Here is a 15,675-nt window from a genome sequence, read left to right on the forward strand (position 1 = left end):
CATGAAGAGGGGGACACCGTTTCCGGTGTCCCCCTCGTGGGCTGCTAGTCGCGGGCCGCGGTCAGACGTTCCGCGTGTTCCTGCAGTGAACGCACGCTCACCTCACCGCGGTTGAGGGCGTCGATGCCCTGGACCGCCGCGGCGAGCGCCTGGACGGTCGTCAGGCACGGCACGGACCGGGCCACGGCGGCCGTACGGATGTCGTAGCCGTCGAGGCGGCCGCCGGTGCCGTACGGGGTGTTGACGATGAGGTCGACCTCGCCGTCGTGGATGAGCTGGACGACGGTCTTCTCGCCGTTCGGGCCGGTGCCCTCGGACTGCTTGCGCACCACGGTGGCGTTGATGCCGTTGCGCTTGAGGACCTCGGCGGTGCCGGAGGTGGCGAGCAGTTCGAAGCCGTGCGCCACGAGCTCACGCGCCGGGAAGATCATCGAGCGCTTGTCCCGGTTGGCGACCGAGATGAAGGCGCGCCCCTTGGTCGGCAGCGGGCCGTAGGCGCCCGCCTGCGACTTGGCGTAGGCCGTGCCGAAGACGGAGTCGATGCCCATGACCTCGCCGGTGGAGCGCATCTCCGGGCCGAGGACGGTGTCGACGCCGCGGCCGTGGATGTCACGGAAGCGCGACCACGGCATGACGGCCTCCTTGACGGAGATCGGCGCGTCCAGCGGCAGCTCGCCGCCGTCGCCCGTCGCCGGGAGCAGCCCCTCGGCACGCAGTTCGGCGACGGTGGCGCCCAGCGAGATCCGCGCGGCGGCCTTCGCCAGCGGCACCGCGGTCGCCTTCGAGGTGAAGGGGACGGTGCGCGAGGCGCGCGGGTTGGCCTCCAGCACGTAGAGGATGTCACCGGCCAGCGCGAACTGGATGTTGATCAGACCGCGCACCCCGACACCGCGCGCGATGGCCTCCGTGGAGGCGCGCAGCCGCTTGATGTCGAAACCGCCGAGGGTGATCGGGGGCAGGGCGCACGCCGAGTCGCCGGAGTGGATGCCGGCCTCCTCGATGTGCTCCATCACGCCGCCGAGGTAGAGCTCCTCGCCGTCGTACAGCGCGTCGACGTCGATCTCTATGGCGTCGTCGAGGAAGCGGTCGACCAGGACCGGCCGGGAGGGGCTGATCTCGGTGGACTCGGCGATGTACGACTCCAGCCGGGTCTCGTCGTAGACGATCTCCATGCCGCGTCCGCCGAGCACGTAGGACGGCCGGACGAGGACCGGGTAGCCGATCTCGTCGGCGATGGCCTTGGCCTCGGCGAAGGTGGTGGCGGTGCCGTGCTTGGGGGCGGGCAGGCCGGCCTCCTTGAGGACCTGGCCGAAGGCGCCGCGGTCCTCTGCGGCATGGATGGCCTCCGGGGAGGTGCCGACGATCGGTACGCCGTTGTCCTTCAGCGCCTGCGACAGGCCGAGCGGGGTCTGCCCGCCGAGCTGGACGACGACGCCCGCGACCGGTCCGGCCTGCCGCTCGGCGTGGACGATCTCCAGGACGTCCTCCAGGGTGAGCGGCTCGAAGTACAGCCGGTCGGAGGTGTCGTAGTCGGTGGAGACGGTCTCCGGGTTGCAGTTGACCATCACGGTCTCGTACCCGGCGTCGCTGAGCGCGAAGGAGGCGTGGACGCAGGAGTAGTCGAACTCGATGCCCTGGCCGATGCGGTTCGGGCCGGAGCCCAGGATGATGACGGCCGGCTTGGTCCGCGGCGCGACCTCGGTCTCCTCGTCGTAGGAGGAGTAGAAGTACGGCGTCTTCGCGGCGAACTCGGCGGCGCAGGTGTCGACCGTCTTGTAGACCGGGCGGATGCCGAGCGCGTGCCGCACCTCGCGGACCACGTCCTCGCGCAGGCCGCGGATCTCCGCGATCTGCTGGTCGGAGAAGCCGTGCCGCTTGGCCTCGCCGAGCAGGTCGGCGGTCAGCTCGGGCGCCGCGGACAGCTCGTCGGCGATCTCCTTGATCAGGAAGAGCTGGTCGACGAACCAGGGGTCGATCTTCGTGTACGCGAAGACCTCCTCGGGGGTGGCGCCCGCGCGGATGGCCTGCATGACGGTGTTGATCCGGCCGTCGGTCGGGCGGACCGCCTCGCGCAGCAGCTCCTCCTTGTCGCCGGGCTCGCCGACGAAGGTGAACTGGCTGCCCTTCTTCTCCAGCGAGCGCAGCGCCTTCTGGAACGCCTCGGTGAAGTTGCGGCCGATCGCCATGGCCTCGCCGACCGACTTCATGGTGGTGGTCAGCGTGGAGTCGGCGGAGGGGAACTTCTCGAAGGCGAACCGGGGCGCCTTGACGACGACGTAGTCGAGCGTCGGCTCGAAGGAGGCCGGGGTCTCCTGGGTGATGTCGTTCGGGATCTCGTCGAGGGTGTAGCCGACGGCGAGCTTGGCGGCGATCTTGGCGATCGGGAAACCGGTCGCCTTGGAGGCGAGCGCCGAGGAACGCGACACGCGCGGGTTCATCTCGATGACGATCACGCGGCCGTCCTCGGGGTTCACCGCGAACTGGATGTTGCAGCCGCCCGTGTCGACCCCGACCTCGCGGATGACGGCGATGCCGACGTCGCGCAGGACCTGGTACTCGCGGTCGGTCAGCGTCATCGCGGGCGCCACGGTGATCGAGTCTCCGGTGTGCACGCCCATCGGGTCGAAGTTCTCGATGGAGCAGACGACCACGACGTTGTCGTGCTTGTCGCGCATCAGCTCCAGCTCGTACTCCTTCCAGCCGAGGATGGACTCCTCCAGGAGCACCTCGGTGGTCGGCGAGAGGGTGAGGCCCTGGCCGGCGATGCGGCGCAGTTCGTCCTCGTCGTGGGCGAAGCCGGAGCCGGCGCCGCCCATGGTGAAGGAGGGGCGGACGACGACCGGGTAGCCGCCCAGCTCGCCGACGCCGGCGAGGACGTCCTCCATGGAGTGGCAGATGACCGAGCGGGCGGACTCGCCGTGCCCGATCTTCTTGCGGACCTCCTCGACGACCAGCTTGAACTGGTCGCGGTCCTCGCCCTTGTGGATGGCCTCCACGTTGGCGCCGATCAGCTCGACGCCGTACTTGTCGAGGACGCCGTTCTCGTGCAGCGAGATCGCGGTGTTGAGGGCCGTCTGGCCGCCCAGGGTGGGCAGCAGCGCGTCGGGCCGCTCCTTGGCGATGATCTTCTCGACGAACTCGGGGGTGATCGGCTCGACGTAGGTGGCGTCGGCGATCTCCGGGTCGGTCATGATCGTCGCCGGGTTGGAGTTGACCAGGACGACGCGCAGCCCCTCGGCCTTGAGGACGCGGCACGCCTGGGTGCCGGAGTAGTCGAACTCGGCGGCCTGGCCGATGACGATCGGGCCGGAGCCGATGACCAGGACGGACTGGATATCGGTGCGCTTAGGCACGCTGGCCCTCCATCAGGGAGACGAAGCGGTCGAACAGGTAGGCGGCGTCGTGCGGGCCCGCTGCCGCTTCGGGGTGGTACTGGACGCTGAAGGCCGGCCGGTCGAGCAGCCGGAGGCCCTCCACCACGTCGTCGTTCAGACACACGTGGGACACCTCGGCGCGGCCGAACGGGGTGTCGGAGACCTCGTCCAGGGGGGCGTCGACGGCGAAGCCGTGGTTGTGCGCGGTCACCTCGACCTTGCCGGTGGTGCGGTCCTGCACCGGCTGGTTGATGCCGCGGTGGCCGTACTTGAGCTTGAAGGTGCCGAAGCCGAGGGCGCGCCCGAGGATCTGGTTGCCGAAGCAGATCCCGAACAGGGGGGTGCCCCGCTCCAGCACGCCCCGCATCACGGAGACGGGGTGGTCGGCGGTGGCGGGGTCGCCGGGGCCGTTGGAGAAGAACACGCCGTCCGGGTCGACGGCGTAGACGTCCTCGACCGTCGCGGTCGCGGGCAGGACGTGCACCTCGATGCCGCGCTCGGCCATGCGCTGCGGGGTCATGCCCTTGATGCCGAGGTCCACGGCGGCGACGGTGAACTTCCGCTCGCCGATCGCGGGGACGACGTACGGCTCGGTGGTGGCGACCTCGGCGGACAGGTCGGCGCCCGTCATCCGGGGGGCCTCCTGGACGCGGGCCAGCAGAGCGGCGTCGTCGCGCACGGCGTCGCCGCTGAAGACGCCGACGCGCATGGCGCCGCGCTCGCGCAGGTGCCGGGTGAGGGCCCGGGTGTCGATGCCGCTGATGCCGACGACGCCCTGCGCGGCGAGCTCCTCGTCCAGCGAGCGCCGGGAGCGCCAGTTGGACGGCGTGCGCGCGGGGTCGCGCACGACGTAGCCGGCCACCCAGATGCGCCGGGATTCGGCGTCCTCGTCGTTGACGCCGGTGTTGCCGACGTGCGGGGCGGTCATCACCACGACCTGGCGGTGGTACGACGGGTCGGTGAGGGTCTCCTGGTAGCCGGTCATGCCGGTGGAGAACACCGCTTCGCCGAAGGTCTCCCCCACCGCCCCGTAGGCGCGGCCGCGGAAGATCCGGCCGTCCTCCAGGACGAGTACGGCGGGAACCCTGGTGGCTCCCCTGGTGGAGGTTGTCATCGTGCGCCTTCCGTCTTGTCGGTCATCTGGTTCAGGGTCTCGGTCCATTCGTTGTGCTCGGCCGCGTGGTCGGAGCGGAAGCCGGAGTCGATCAGCCGCTCGCCGTGGGCCCAGGTGACGACCAGCAGGCCGCCCTCGGTGAGGACCTTGCCGGCGATGCCCTTGTCGAGCCGCGCCCCGCGCAGTGCGTCCGCCGGGACGAAGAAGTCGTTCGCGCCGGGGCGTACGACGTCCAGTCCCGCGTCGGTCAGGGTCAGCTCGACCCGGCTGCGGGTGCCCAGGCCGTGCGCGACGATGCGGTCGAGCCACTGACCGGCGGTGGTGGAGCCGTGGTAGCGGCCGCTCAGGGTCAGCTTCACCGGGCCGGGGTCCTCCGGCGCGCCGTGCAGCTCGGGCAGGTCGCCCTGGAGCGTGCCGCGCCACTTCCAGCCCTCGCGCATCAGCCAGTAGACGAGCGCGACGAAGAGGGCGAGTCCGACGACCCAGCCGATCCGGGCGGCCCAGTCGGTCACTTGCGCCGATTCCTTCTCGGCGGCCAGCAGGATTACAGGTGTCACGTGAGCTTCCCGTCGACGAGCGTGGCCCTGCCCCGCAGCCAGGTGTGCGTGACACGGCCCGGCAGCTCGCGGCCCTCGTAGGGCGTGTTGCGGCTGCGGGAGGCGAAGGCCGCGGGGTCCACGGGGCCACGGTATGCCGTGTCGACGAGGGTGAGGTTGGCGGGCTCACCTGCCGAGACGGGGCGGCCGTGGCCCTCGGCCCGTCCGATGCGGGCGGGCGCGAAGGACATGCGGTCGGCGACGCCGGCCCAGTCCAGCAGACCCGTGTCGACCATGGTCTCCTGCACCACCGACAGCGCGGTCTCCAGGCCGACCATGCCCATGGCTGCGGCGGCCCACTCGCAGTCCTTGTCCTCGTGCGGGTGCGGGGCGTGGTCGGTGGCGACGATGTCGATCGTGCCGTCGGCGAGCGCCTCGCGCAGCGCCCTCACGTCCCGCTCGGTGCGCAGCGGGGGGTTCACCTTGTAGACCGGGTCGTAGGAGCGGACCAGTTCGTCGGTGAGGAGCAGGTGGTGCGGGGTGACCTCGGCGGTGACCCGGATGCCGCGGGACTTGGCCCAGCGGACGATCTCGACGCTGCCCGCCGTCGACAGGTGGCAGATGTGGACGCGGGAGCCCACGTGCTCGGCGAGCAGCACGTCGCGCGCGATGATCGACTCCTCGGCGACGGCCGGCCAGCCCCCGAGGCCCAGCTCGGCGGAGACGACGCCCTCGTTCATCTGGGCGCCCTCGGTCAGCCGGGGCTCCTGTGCGTGCTGGGCGACGACGCCGTCGAAGGCCTTCACGTACTCCAGGGCGCGGCGCATGATCACGGCGTCGTGGACGCACTTGCCGTCGTCGGAGAAGACGGTGACGCCGGCCGCGGACTCGTGCATGGCGCCCAGTTCGGCGAGCTTGCTCCCCTCCAGGCCGACGGTGACGGCGCCGACGGGCTGCACGTCGCAGTAGCCGTGTTCCAGTCCCAGCCGGTGGACCTGCTCGACCACGCCGGCGGTGTCGGCGACCGGGAAGGTGTTGGCCATGGCGAACACGGCGGTGTAGCCGCCGCCGGCGGCCGCGCGGGTGCCGGTGAGGACGGTCTCGGAGTCCTCGCGGCCGGGCTCGCGCAGATGGGTGTGCAGGTCGACCAGGCCCGGCAGCAGGATCTTGCCGGCGGCCTCCACGACCTCCGCGCCGTCGGCGGACAGGCCCCGGCCCACCGCCTCGACGACGGAGCCGTCGATCAGGACGTCCTGCGGCTGTCCGCCCAGTACCTTCGCACCGCGGATCAGGATCTTGCTCATGGTTCTTACTTCTCCTCGGTGGTGCGGGCGTGGGTGGCGGCGGGCGCGTTCCTCGCGGTGAACTCGGCGCCGCCCAGCAGCAGGTACAGGACGGCCATGCGGATGGAGACGCCGTTGGCGACCTGTTCGATCACGGTGCAGCGGCCGGAGTCCGCGACCTCGGCGGTGATCTCCATGCCGCGCACCATCGGGCCGGGGTGCATCACGATGGCGTGTTCGGGCATGCGCGCCATGCGGTCGCCGTCGAGGCCGTAGCGCCGTGAGTACTCGCGCTCGGTGGGGAAGAACGCGGCGTTCATCCGCTCGCGCTGGACGCGCAGCATCATCACGGCGTCGGACTTGGCCAGCGTCGAGTCGAGGTCGTACGACACCTCGCAGGGCCAGGCACCGATGCCGACCGGCAGCAGGGTCGGCGGGGCGACGAGGGTGACCTCGGCGCCGAGGGTGTGCAGCAGGTCGACGTTGGAGCGGGCGACCCGGCTGTGCAGGATGTCGCCGACGATGGTGATGCGCCGGCCGGAGAGGTCCTGGCCGATGCCGGCGTCCCGGCCGACGAGCCGGCGCCGCATGGTGAAGGCGTCGAGCAGCGCCTGGGTGGGGTGCTGGTGGGTGCCGTCCCCGGCGTTGATGACGTGGGCGTCGATCCAGCCGGAGGTGGCCAGGCGGTAGGGAGCGCCGGAGGCGCCGTGCCGGATGACCACGGCGTCCACGCCCATGGCCTCCAGGGTCTGTGCGGTGTCCTTCAGGGACTCGCCCTTGGAGACGCTGGAGCCCTTGGCGGAGAAGTTGATGACGTCCGCGGACAGCCGCTTCTCGGCGGCCTCGAAGGAGATCCGGGTCCTGGTCGAGTCCTCGAAGAAGAGGTTGACGACGGTCCGGCCGCGCAGGGTCGGGAGTTTCTTGATCGGCCGGTCCGCGACCCGGGCCATCTCCTCGGCGGTGTCGAGGATCAGGACGGCGTCGTCGCGGGTGAGGTCGGCGGCCGAGATGAGATGACGCTGCATCTGTCAGGCTCCGTAGGGCAGTTCATTGAGGCGAAAGCGGGCAGACGGGGACGCGCGAGGGCGTGCCGAGCCGGCGCACGCCGCCGGCGTGCGCCCGAAGTGCTACGGGGCGGTCCGCTTCGCGCCGAGCAGCACGGTGTCGCGACCGTCCTCCTCGGCGAGCAGGACCTTGACCGTCTCCCGCAACGACGTGGGGAGGTTCTTGCCGACGTAGTCGGCACGGATGGGCAGTTCGCGGTGACCGCGGTCGACGAGGACGGCGAGCTGCACCGCGCGGGGGCGCCCGATGTCGTTCAGCGCGTCGAGGGCGGCGCGGATGGTGCGGCCGGAGAAGAGCACGTCGTCGACGAGGACGACGAGGCGGCCGTCGATGCCGTCACCGGGGATGTCGGTGCGGGCCAGCGCACGCGGCGGCTGCAGTCTCAGGTCGTCGCGGTACATCGTGATGTCGAGCGAGCCGACCGGGACCTTGCGCTCGGTGATCTGCTCGAGCTTGGCGGCCAGCCGCTGGGCGAGGAAGACGCCCCGGGTCGGAATGCCGAGGAGCACCACGTCGTCGGCGCCCTTGGCGCGTTCGACGACCTCGTGGGCGATGCGGGTCAGTACCCGCGCGATGTCGGGACCCTCGAGGACGGGCCGCGCACCGGACCGCGTGTCCTGCGAATCCTGTGTGCCGTGCGTGTCGTGCGTGTCCATATGAAACGGACCTCCTTCTCCGCCTCACGGGACGGACCTTAAAGGACGTCGGATTGCGTCGTTCAGGCTATCAGGCCGGCACCGGACCGGAACGGCACCCCCGGTCACTCCAATGGAGCAGCCGGGCCTCGCCACCACGGAAGCGCCGGTGTGGACCATTCGGCTTGACGCATGAGAGTAACGCTGCGTAACCTCACAGTGAGTTACCAGCCGCGCGGCATGGAAACCAGCCAGCCGCGTCGACACAGTGCCGGGGAGCTATATGTCCAGCGAATACGCCAAACAGCTCGGGGCCAAGCTCCGGGCGATCCGCACCCAGCAGGGCCTTTCCCTCCACGGTGTCGAGGAGAAGTCCCAGGGCCGCTGGAAGGCGGTCGTGGTCGGTTCGTACGAGCGCGGCGACCGCGCCGTGACCGTACAGCGCCTCGCGGAGCTGGCGGACTTCTACGGCGTTCCGGTGCAGGAGCTGCTGCCGGGTACCACCCCGGGCGGCGCCGCCGAGCCGCCGCCGAAGCTGGTCCTGGACCTGGAGCGGCTGGCCACGGTGCCGGCCGAGAAGGCGGGCCCGCTGCAGCGCTACGCGGCGACGATCCAGTCCCAGCGCGGTGACTACAACGGCAAGGTGCTCTCGATCCGCCAGGACGACCTGCGCACCCTCGCCGTCATCTACGACCAGTCGCCCTCGGTCCTCACCGAGCAGCTGATCAGCTGGGGCGTCCTGGACGCGGACGCGCGTCGCGCGGTGGCCTCGCACGAGGAGGTCTGAGCGCCCCGCGGGCGTCACGAAAAGCGCGAGGCGACGAAGAAACGTACCGCCGGGGTGGCCGGAACTGTGAGGTTCCGGCCACCCCGGCGGTTTTCCGTACCGTGAGGGGCAGCGCCCGTCAGGTGCCGGCTAGCGACGCAGTGACGGCTTGAGCTCCTTGAACCGGCCGAGCAGTCCGTTGACGAACGAGGGCGACTCGTCCGTGGAGAACTCCTTCGCCAGCTGCACCATCTCGTCGAGGACGACGGCGTCCGGGGTCTCGTCGACCCAGATCAGCTCATAGGCGCCCAGACGCAGGATGCTGCGGTCGACGACCGGCATCCGGTCGAGCGTCCAGCCGACCGAGTACTGGGCGATCAGCTCGTCGATGCGCTGTGCGTGTTCCGCGTAGCCCTCGACCAGCTGCATCGTGTACTCGCTCACCGGCGGCTGCCGCGTGTCGGTCCGGGAGTGCCGGATCCAGTCCGCGAGGACCGTCAGGACGTCGGCGTCGCGCTGATCGCCCTCGAAGATGATCTGGAAGGCGCGTTTGCGGGCCGTGTTGCGGGCAGCCACGGTTAGCTGTTCACCCGGCCGAGGTAGTCGCTGGTGCGGGTGTCGACCTTGATCTTCTCACCGGTGGTGATGAAGAGCGGGACCTGGATCTGGTGACCGGTCTCCAGGGTGGCGGGCTTGGTGCCGCCGGTGGAGCGGTCGCCCTGGACGCCCGGCTCGGTCTCCTGGATGGTCAGCTCGACGGCGGCCGGGAGCTCGACGAAGAGCACCTCGCCCTCGTGCTGGGCGACGGTGGCCGTGAAACCCTCGATGAGGAAGTGGGCGGCGTCGCCCACGGCCTTGCGGTCGACCATCAGCTGGTCGTACGTCTCCATGTCCATGAAGACGAAGTAGTCGCCGTCCATGTAGGAGAACTGCATGTCGCGCTTGTCGACGGTGGCCGTTTCGACCTTGACGCCGGCGTTGAAGGTCTTGTCGACGACCTTGCCGGAGAGCACGTTCTTGAGCTTGGTGCGCACGAAGGCCGGGCCCTTGCCGGGCTTGACGTGCTGGAACTCGACGACGGACCAGAGCTGGCCGCCTTCGAGCTTGAGCACCATGCCGTTCTTGAGGTCGTTCGTGGAAGCCACGGTTGCGGAATCTCCTGGACTGGACTGACGTGGACGACGGCGGGGCGGGCGCACAGCACGGGGCTAGAGCGCGAGCAGCTCCTTGGTCGTGATGGTGAGTAGCTCGGGTCCGCCGTCCGCCTCGGGGCGTACGACGAGCGTGTCATCGATCCGGACTCCGCCCCGGCCCGGGAGGTGGACCCCCGGTTCGACGGTGACCGGCACGCAAGCGTCCAGTTTACCCATGGCCGCGGGTGTCAATTGAGGGTCCTCGTCGATTTCGAGTCCGACGCCGTGCCCGGTGAGCACCGGGAGGGCTCCGGCGTACCCGGCGGAGTCCAGCACCTGACGGGCGGCGCGGTCGACGTCGCAGCATGCGGCGCCGGGGAGGAGGGACTCGCGTCCGGCGCGCTGGGCGGAGAAGACGAGGTCGTACAGCTCGATCTGCCAGTCCGCGGGAACCGTGCCGATGACGAAGGTACGGCCGATCTCGCAGCGGTAGCCGCGGTAGGTGGCGCCGAGGCAGACGGAGAGGAAGTCGCCCTCCTCGACGCGCCGGTCGGTGGGCCGGTGACCGGGGCGCCCGGCGTTCGGGCCGGTGGCGACGGAGGTGGCGAAGGCGGGACCGTCGGCGCCGTGGTCGACCAGGCGGCGGTCGAGTTCGAGGGCGAGGTGGCGTTCGGTGCGGCCGACGAGGATGGACTCCAGCAGCTCGCCGAGGGCCTGGTCGGCGATTTCCGCGCCGATGCGGAGACAGGAGATCTCCTCCTCGTCCTTGACCACCCGCAGCTGTTCGACCGCGCCCGCGATGCCGGCCAGGCGCAGCCGGGGGACGGCCGAACGGATCTCGCGGTGCCGGGTCACGGTGAGGTGGTGCTCCTCGACGGCGAGGGACTCCACGTCCTGGGCCGCGGCGAGACGGGCGGCTTCCACGGCGGGATCGCCGCTGAGGCCGGGCACGACGTGCAGGCGCAGCGTCTCGTCCGGGCGGCCCTGCGGTGACCGGTCGTCGGGCGGGCCGGGACACACCAGCAGGTCCTCGGTCCTGCCGAGCAGCAGCACGGCGCCCTCGGGGGCGGGGCCGGCGAGGTAGCGCACATTGGCGGGCCGGGACACCAGCGCCGCCGCGCCGCCGCCCGCGCTGCAGCATTCCCGTAGCCGCGTCCGGCGGACCGCGTAGACCTCTGACATGGTTCGAGCCTAGGAGCGGCGGGGGGATGTCGCCGGTCGAGAGGGGCCGAGTGGGGGCACGACGGGCGGCGCGGGCGGTTGTCGTGCGGGGCGGGGGCGTGAGGGTGCGGCGAGCCCGCCGCGGCCGGGCCCCTCCCGCGCTGCCGCAGCGGGCGTGGGCGGTGACCGGGTGAGCGGCGGGCACCGCCGCGCCACACGCCGCGCTCCGGTACGTCGGCGACCGCGGGAGCGTCGCGGGAGCAGCCGGTCGGCCGGCTGCGGGCAAGCAGTCGTGCCTCCCCCGTGCCTCAGGGCCTGGGAGGTGCCCCCGGGGCGGTACGGGTGGGCGCGGCGGCGCGCCGCCGGCGCGGGCCGGTGGTACCCGGCCCCGGGTGCCACCGGCTCCGGTGCGGTGCGCACTCCGGTCGGGTGCGCGGGCCCGCGATCACCACTGCGGGGGGCTCGCTATGGAGCGGGCCAGGACGTCGTCCAGGATGCGGGCCGTCTCCGGTATGCCGAGCTGGGAGTTGTCGATGATGGGCAGGCCCGAGCCGTACCAGCCGGCCATACGGCCGTGGATGCGGGCGACCTCCTCGTCGCTGAGGCGGCGGTTGCCGGAGCGCTCCGCGTTGCGCTCCAGCACGATGTCCAGGCCCGGCAGGAGGACCACCGGCAGCAGGCCGGGGCCCACGTGCCGCTTCCAGCCGCCGAGGCCGACGACGGGCCGGTCGGGGAAGACCGCGTCGTCGAGGACGCACGAGATGCCGTTGGCGAGGAAGTTGCGCGCCGCGAAGCCGCAGGTGCGGCGGGCCAGGCGGTACTGCGCCTCGGAGTTGTCGTTCCACCCGGACTGCGGGTCGGCGAAACCGGAGCGGACCCACTCGCGGACGTCGTCGAGGCTGATGTGGGCGGTCGGGACCCGGCGGTGGTCCGCCCAGTACTTGGCCACGCTCGTCTTGCCGGCGCCGGCGGGTCCTATGAGCAGCACGGCGAGGGTCGTGCCGGCCGGGCCGGGGGGCGCGGCGGCCCGGGGGGCGCTGGGCATGGCGACGGGGCCGCCGGGCGGCAGCCGGACGTGGCCGGTGGTGTCCGGCGGCGGGGGCATCGAGGCGTGCTGCGGGCCGGCGGGAGGCCCGGCGGACCCGGGCGGCGGCGGTGCGGGACAGCCCGGTGCCGGAGGAGGCGCGGGCGCCGGGGCGGGGCCCTGTTGCGCTCCGGGATGCTGGCCCGGGTGGTGTGCGGGCGCGGGCACCGGGGCGGGGCCCTGTTGCGCTCCCGGGTGCTGGCCCGGGTGGTGTGCGGCCGGTGACCAGCCGACGGCCGGTCCGTGCCCCGGCTGATGGGGCGGCGGCAGCGGAGAACCCACTGCGTGCTGCATCCGGTGCCACTCCGTCTCGTACAGGCGATGGGGCGCTGACTGCGGGAGGGTGCCCCGCGTGCTACCGAACGGTACCGCCCCCTGCCGTCGTTGTGTGAACGGCCGGGGGCGGTGATGAGTGCCCGTCACGGCAGGCCGGGTGCGGCTACTCGCCCACCTCGCCGTACGCGGCGAGCAGCACGGCCGGGTCCGGCCCCTCCAGCACGGTGGGCCTGGCCAGGCCGTCCAGGACGATGAAGCGCAGCAGGTCGCCGCGGGACTTCTTGTCGACCTTCATGGTCTCCAGCAGCTTGGGCCACTGGTCGTGGCGGTAGTGCAGCGGCAGGCCGACCGATTCGAGGATCGTGCGGTGGCGGTCGGCGGTGGCGTCGTCGAGCCGGCCCGCGAGACGGCCCAGTTCGGCGGCGAAGTGCATGCCCACCGACACCGCCGCACCGTGGCGCCATGTGTAGCGCTCGTTCTTCTCGATGGCGTGGCCGAGCGTGTGGCCGTAGTTGAGGATCTCCCGCAGGCCCGACTCCTTCAGGTCGGACGACACGACATCGGCCTTGACCCGGATCGAGCGCTCGATCAGCTCCGCGGTGTGCGGGCCGGCCGGGCTGCGGGCGGCCTGCGGGTCGGACTCGATGAGGTCCAGGATCGCCGGGTCGGCGATGAAGCCGGCCTTGATGACCTCCGCGAGCCCCGAGACGTAGTCGTTGACCGCCAGGGAGTCCAGCGCGGCGAGGTCGCACAGCACGCCGGCGGGCGGGTGGAAGGCTCCCACCAGGTTCTTGCCCTCGGCGGTGTTGATGCCGGTCTTGCCGCCGACGGCGGCGTCCACCATGGCCAGCACGGTGGTCGGGACCGCGATCCAGCGCACCCCGCGCAGCCAGGTCGCGGCGACGAAGCCGGCCAGGTCGGTGGTGGCCCCGCCGCCCACGCCGACGATGACGTCGGTGCGGGTGAACCCGGACCGTCCGAGCGCCTTCCAGCAGTAGGCGGCGACCTCGGCGGTCTTGGCCTCCTCCGCGTTGGGCACCTGGACGGCGATCACCTCGTAGCCCTGCCCGGCCAGGTCGGCGCGGAGCGCGTCGCCGGTCTCGGCGAGTGCCTCGGGGTGCACGATCGCGACCCGCTTGGCCCTGTCGCCGATCAGCCCGCCGAGCTCACCGAGGAGCCGGCGGCCCACCAGGACCTCGTACGGGTCGGTGCCCGCCGTGCCGCCGACGGCGATCCGCGTCACTGCCTCGCTGCTCATGCTTCTTTCAACTCCAGTGCGTTCAAGGCGGCCTCGGTGACCTCTTCGGGCGTACGGCCGTCGGTCGGCACGACGACCGTGGCGGCCTCCTCGTACAGGTGCCGACGGGCCTCCATCAGCTCGCGCCACTGCTTGCGCGGGTTGACCGCGAGCAGCGGACGGGCGGCGTTGAGACCGGTGCGCCTGACCGCCTCCTCGACGTCCATCGACAGGTAGACGACCCGCTGCCCGGCGAGCAGCGCGCGGGTGCCGGAGTCGAGGACCGCGCCGCCGCCGAGCGCCAGGACGCCGTCGTGCCCGGTGAGCGCGGCGCGCACCGCGCGCTTCTCGATCGCGCGGAAGGCGTCCTCGCCCTCGTCGACGAAGATGTCGGCGATGCTGCGCCCCTCGACGGCGACGATGTCGTCGTCGGTGTCCCGGTAGCCGACGCCGAGCCGCTCGGCCAGCAGCCGCCCCACGGTGGACTTGCCCACCCCCATCGGGCCGACGAGCACGATCACCGGTGAGCTCATCGGATGGCCAGGTGGTCGAGGTACGACGTCACGTTGCGGCGGGTCTCGGTGACGGAGTCACCGCCGAACTTCTCGGCGACCGCGTCCGCGAGGACCAGCGCGACCATGGCCTCGGCGACGATCCCGGCGGCCGGGACGGCGCACACGTCCGAGCGCTGGTGGTGGGCCGCCGTCTCCTCGCCGGTGACGACGTCCACGGTCCTCAGGGCCCGCGGCACGGTCGCGATCGGCTTCATCGCCGCCCGGACGCGCAGCAGCTCACCCGTGGTCAGTCCGCCCTCGGTGCCGCCGGAGCGGCCGGAGGCACGCCTGATGCCCTGGTCGGTGGCGACGATCTCGTCGTGCGCCTTCGAACCGGGCACGCGCGCCAGGTCGAAGCCGTCGCCGACCTCGACGCCCTTGATCGCCTGGATGCCCATGAGCGCGGCCGCCAGGCGCGCGTCGAGACGCCGGTCCCAGTGGACGTGCGAGCCGAGTCCCACCGGCACGCCGTACGCCAGCACCTCGACCACACCGCCGAGGGTGTCGCCGTCCTTGTGGGCCTGGTCGATCTCCGCGACCATCGCCTTCGACGCGTCCGCGTCCAGGCAGCGCACCGGATCGGCGTCCAGCCTCTCCACGTCGGCGGGGGTCGGGTGGACGCCGTACGGCGCCCTGGCGGCGGCCAGTTCGACGACGTGGCTGACGATCTCGATGCCGGCCGTCTCCTTCAGGTACGACCGCGCCACCGCGCCCAGCGCCACACGCGCCGCGGTCTCCCGCGCGGAGGCCCGCTCCAGGATCGGCCGGGCCTCGTCGAAGCCGTACTTCTGCATCCCGGCGAGGTCGGCGTGACCGGGACGGGGACGCGTCAGCGGGGCGTTGCGCGCCAGGCCGGCCAGCACGTCCGGGTCGACCGGGTCGGCCGCCATGACCTGCTCCCACTTCGGCCACTCGGTGTTCCCCACCATGACCGCGACGGGGGAGCCGAGGGTCAGGCCGTGCCGGACACCGCCGAGGAAGGTGACCTCGTCCCGTTCGAACTTCATCCGCGCGCCGCGACCGTAGCCCAGCCGCCGCCTCGCGAGGTGATCCGCCACCATGTCCGTGGTGATGGGCACGCCGGCGGGAAGGCCCTCCAGCGTCGCGACGAGTGCGGGGCCGTGGGACTCCCCCGCGGTCAGCCAGCGCAACCTGCTCAACGGTGCTCCTCCGTGCTCGCGCCCCGGTACTGCCCTGCGTACGCGCCTCTTCACGTACGTCTGCGGCGTGACGGGGTGCGCGGCCCCGGTCCGCCACCTCCGATCCTCCCACGTCCCGGAGAGGGATCCGGCTGCCGGTCCATCAGGCGGACGGGCCCGGTCACGGGCCGGGCGGCGGAGGAGCCGGGCGGAACCCCCGCCCCGACGCCGCCGGGGCGCGCGGGTGCCGAGGAAGTCGGCCCCGCTGCCCTGCCGGCTGCGGGGCGCAGGGGCCCGGGTGGTCCGCGCCGCTCCCCC

14 protein-coding genes are annotated in these 15,675 nt (G+C 72.0%); 1 reads left to right on the forward strand and 13 read right to left on the reverse strand.

The features are described 5' to 3' along the window. Positions 1 to 44: 44 nt before the first annotated feature. The 6 genes from carB to pyrR form a co-directional block, all read right to left on the reverse strand. Positions 45 to 3,353, reverse strand: coding sequence for a carbamoyl-phosphate synthase large subunit (gene carB, locus ACF07S_RS18180; protein ID WP_391964417.1), 3,309 nt, complete (start codon positions 3,351 to 3,353; stop codon positions 45 to 47). Next, positions 3,346 to 4,488 (reverse strand): glutamine-hydrolyzing carbamoyl-phosphate synthase small subunit, encoded by a 1,143-nt coding sequence (gene carA, locus ACF07S_RS18185; protein WP_391964418.1) that lies wholly within the window; start codon positions 4,486 to 4,488, stop codon positions 3,346 to 3,348. The genes carB and carA overlap by 8 nt, the downstream gene beginning before the upstream one ends. Next, entirely contained in the window at positions 4,485 to 5,045 is a 561-nt protein-coding gene (locus ACF07S_RS18190; RefSeq protein ID WP_391964419.1) for a hypothetical protein, read from the reverse strand. Before ACF07S_RS18190 ends, carA begins: the two co-directional genes overlap by 4 nt. Further along, positions 5,042 to 6,328 carry a dihydroorotase gene (locus tag ACF07S_RS18195; RefSeq protein ID WP_391964420.1) on the reverse strand — a complete coding sequence of 429 codons (1,287 nt, stop codon included), beginning with the start codon at positions 6,326 to 6,328 and terminating at the stop codon, positions 5,042 to 5,044. Before ACF07S_RS18195 ends, ACF07S_RS18190 begins: the two co-directional genes overlap by 4 nt. A 5-nt stretch (positions 6,329 to 6,333) precedes the next feature. Next, entirely contained in the window at positions 6,334 to 7,332 is a 999-nt protein-coding gene (locus ACF07S_RS18200; RefSeq protein ID WP_391964421.1) for an aspartate carbamoyltransferase catalytic subunit, read from the reverse strand. A gap of 102 nt (positions 7,333 to 7,434) precedes the next feature. Beyond that, positions 7,435 to 8,028 carry a bifunctional pyr operon transcriptional regulator/uracil phosphoribosyltransferase PyrR gene (gene pyrR / locus ACF07S_RS18205; protein WP_391974586.1) on the reverse strand — a complete coding sequence of 198 codons (594 nt, stop codon included), beginning with the start codon at positions 8,026 to 8,028 and terminating at the stop codon, positions 7,435 to 7,437. 262 nt (positions 8,029 to 8,290) lie between these two features. Here pyrR and bldD point away from each other — a divergent pair, with 262 nt between their 5' ends. Then, on the forward strand, positions 8,291 to 8,794 hold the full coding sequence (bldD, locus tag ACF07S_RS18210) for a transcriptional regulator BldD (protein ID WP_190206437.1): 504 nt from the start codon (positions 8,291 to 8,293) through the stop codon (positions 8,792 to 8,794). A gap of 129 nt (positions 8,795 to 8,923) precedes the next feature. Here the strand turns inward: bldD and nusB are convergent, their stop codons facing one another. The 7 genes from nusB to aroC all read right to left on the reverse strand — a co-directional run bounded on the left by nusB (position 8,924) and on the right by aroC (position 15,378). Beyond that, entirely contained in the window at positions 8,924 to 9,349 is a 426-nt protein-coding gene (nusB, locus tag ACF07S_RS18215) for a transcription antitermination factor NusB (protein ID WP_391964423.1), read from the reverse strand. A 2-nt stretch (positions 9,350 to 9,351) separates the two neighbouring features. After that, the gene (efp, locus tag ACF07S_RS18220; RefSeq protein ID WP_391964424.1) at positions 9,352 to 9,918 is read right to left on the reverse strand and encodes an elongation factor P; all 567 of its coding nucleotides are present in this window, start codon (positions 9,916 to 9,918) and stop codon (positions 9,352 to 9,354) included. A 63-nt stretch (positions 9,919 to 9,981) separates the two neighbouring features. Further along, positions 9,982 to 11,088, reverse strand: coding sequence for an aminopeptidase P family protein (locus ACF07S_RS18225; RefSeq protein WP_391974587.1), 1,107 nt, complete (start codon positions 11,086 to 11,088; stop codon positions 9,982 to 9,984). A 424-nt stretch (positions 11,089 to 11,512) separates the two neighbouring features. Further along, entirely contained in the window at positions 11,513 to 12,445 is a 933-nt protein-coding gene (locus ACF07S_RS18230; protein WP_391974588.1) for a Pro-rich N-terminal domain-containing protein, read from the reverse strand. 145 nt (positions 12,446 to 12,590) lie between these two features. After that, the gene (gene aroB, locus ACF07S_RS18235) at positions 12,591 to 13,685 is read right to left on the reverse strand and encodes a 3-dehydroquinate synthase (protein ID WP_391964427.1); all 1,095 of its coding nucleotides are present in this window, start codon (positions 13,683 to 13,685) and stop codon (positions 12,591 to 12,593) included. Further along, positions 13,682 to 14,197: a shikimate kinase gene (locus ACF07S_RS18240; RefSeq protein WP_391964428.1), complete on the reverse strand. Its 516-nt coding sequence runs from the start codon at positions 14,195 to 14,197 to the stop codon at positions 13,682 to 13,684. The genes aroB and ACF07S_RS18240 overlap by 4 nt, the downstream gene beginning before the upstream one ends. Then, a complete protein-coding gene (aroC, locus tag ACF07S_RS18245; protein WP_391964429.1) occupies positions 14,194 to 15,378 on the reverse strand; it encodes a chorismate synthase in 1,185 nt (394 codons plus the stop codon). Before aroC ends, ACF07S_RS18240 begins: the two co-directional genes overlap by 4 nt. Positions 15,379 to 15,675: the final 297 nt, after the last annotated feature.

The sequence above is a fragment of the Streptomyces sp. NPDC016640 genome (genome assembly GCF_043076215.1).
Classification (GTDB): domain Bacteria; phylum Actinomycetota; class Actinomycetes; order Streptomycetales; family Streptomycetaceae; genus Streptomyces.

Excerpts from the sequence above, each read along its gene's own strand:
- aroB (WP_391964427.1), bottom strand. The coding sequence starts at position 13,685 with ATGAGCAGCGAGGCAGTGACGCGGATCGCCGTCGGCGGCACGGCGGGC.
- ACF07S_RS18240 (WP_391964428.1), bottom strand. The coding sequence starts at position 14,197 with ATGAGCTCACCGGTGATCGTGCTCGTCGGCCCGATGGGGGTGGGCAAG.
- carA (WP_391964418.1), bottom strand. The coding sequence starts at position 4,488 with ATGACAACCTCCACCAGGGGAGCCACCAGGGTTCCCGCCGTACTCGTC.
- pyrR (WP_391974586.1), bottom strand. The coding sequence starts at position 8,028 with ATGGACACGCACGACACGCACGGCACACAGGATTCGCAGGACACGCGG.
- ACF07S_RS18200 (WP_391964421.1), bottom strand. The coding sequence starts at position 7,332 with ATGCAGCGTCATCTCATCTCGGCCGCCGACCTCACCCGCGACGACGCC.
- ACF07S_RS18195 (WP_391964420.1), bottom strand. The coding sequence starts at position 6,328 with ATGAGCAAGATCCTGATCCGCGGTGCGAAGGTACTGGGCGGACAGCCG.
- bldD (WP_190206437.1), top strand. The coding sequence starts at position 8,291 with ATGTCCAGCGAATACGCCAAACAGCTCGGGGCCAAGCTCCGGGCGATC.
- ACF07S_RS18225 (WP_391974587.1), bottom strand. The coding sequence starts at position 11,088 with ATGTCAGAGGTCTACGCGGTCCGCCGGACGCGGCTACGGGAATGCTGC.
- ACF07S_RS18230 (WP_391974588.1), bottom strand. The coding sequence starts at position 12,445 with ATGCAGCACGCAGTGGGTTCTCCGCTGCCGCCGCCCCATCAGCCGGGG.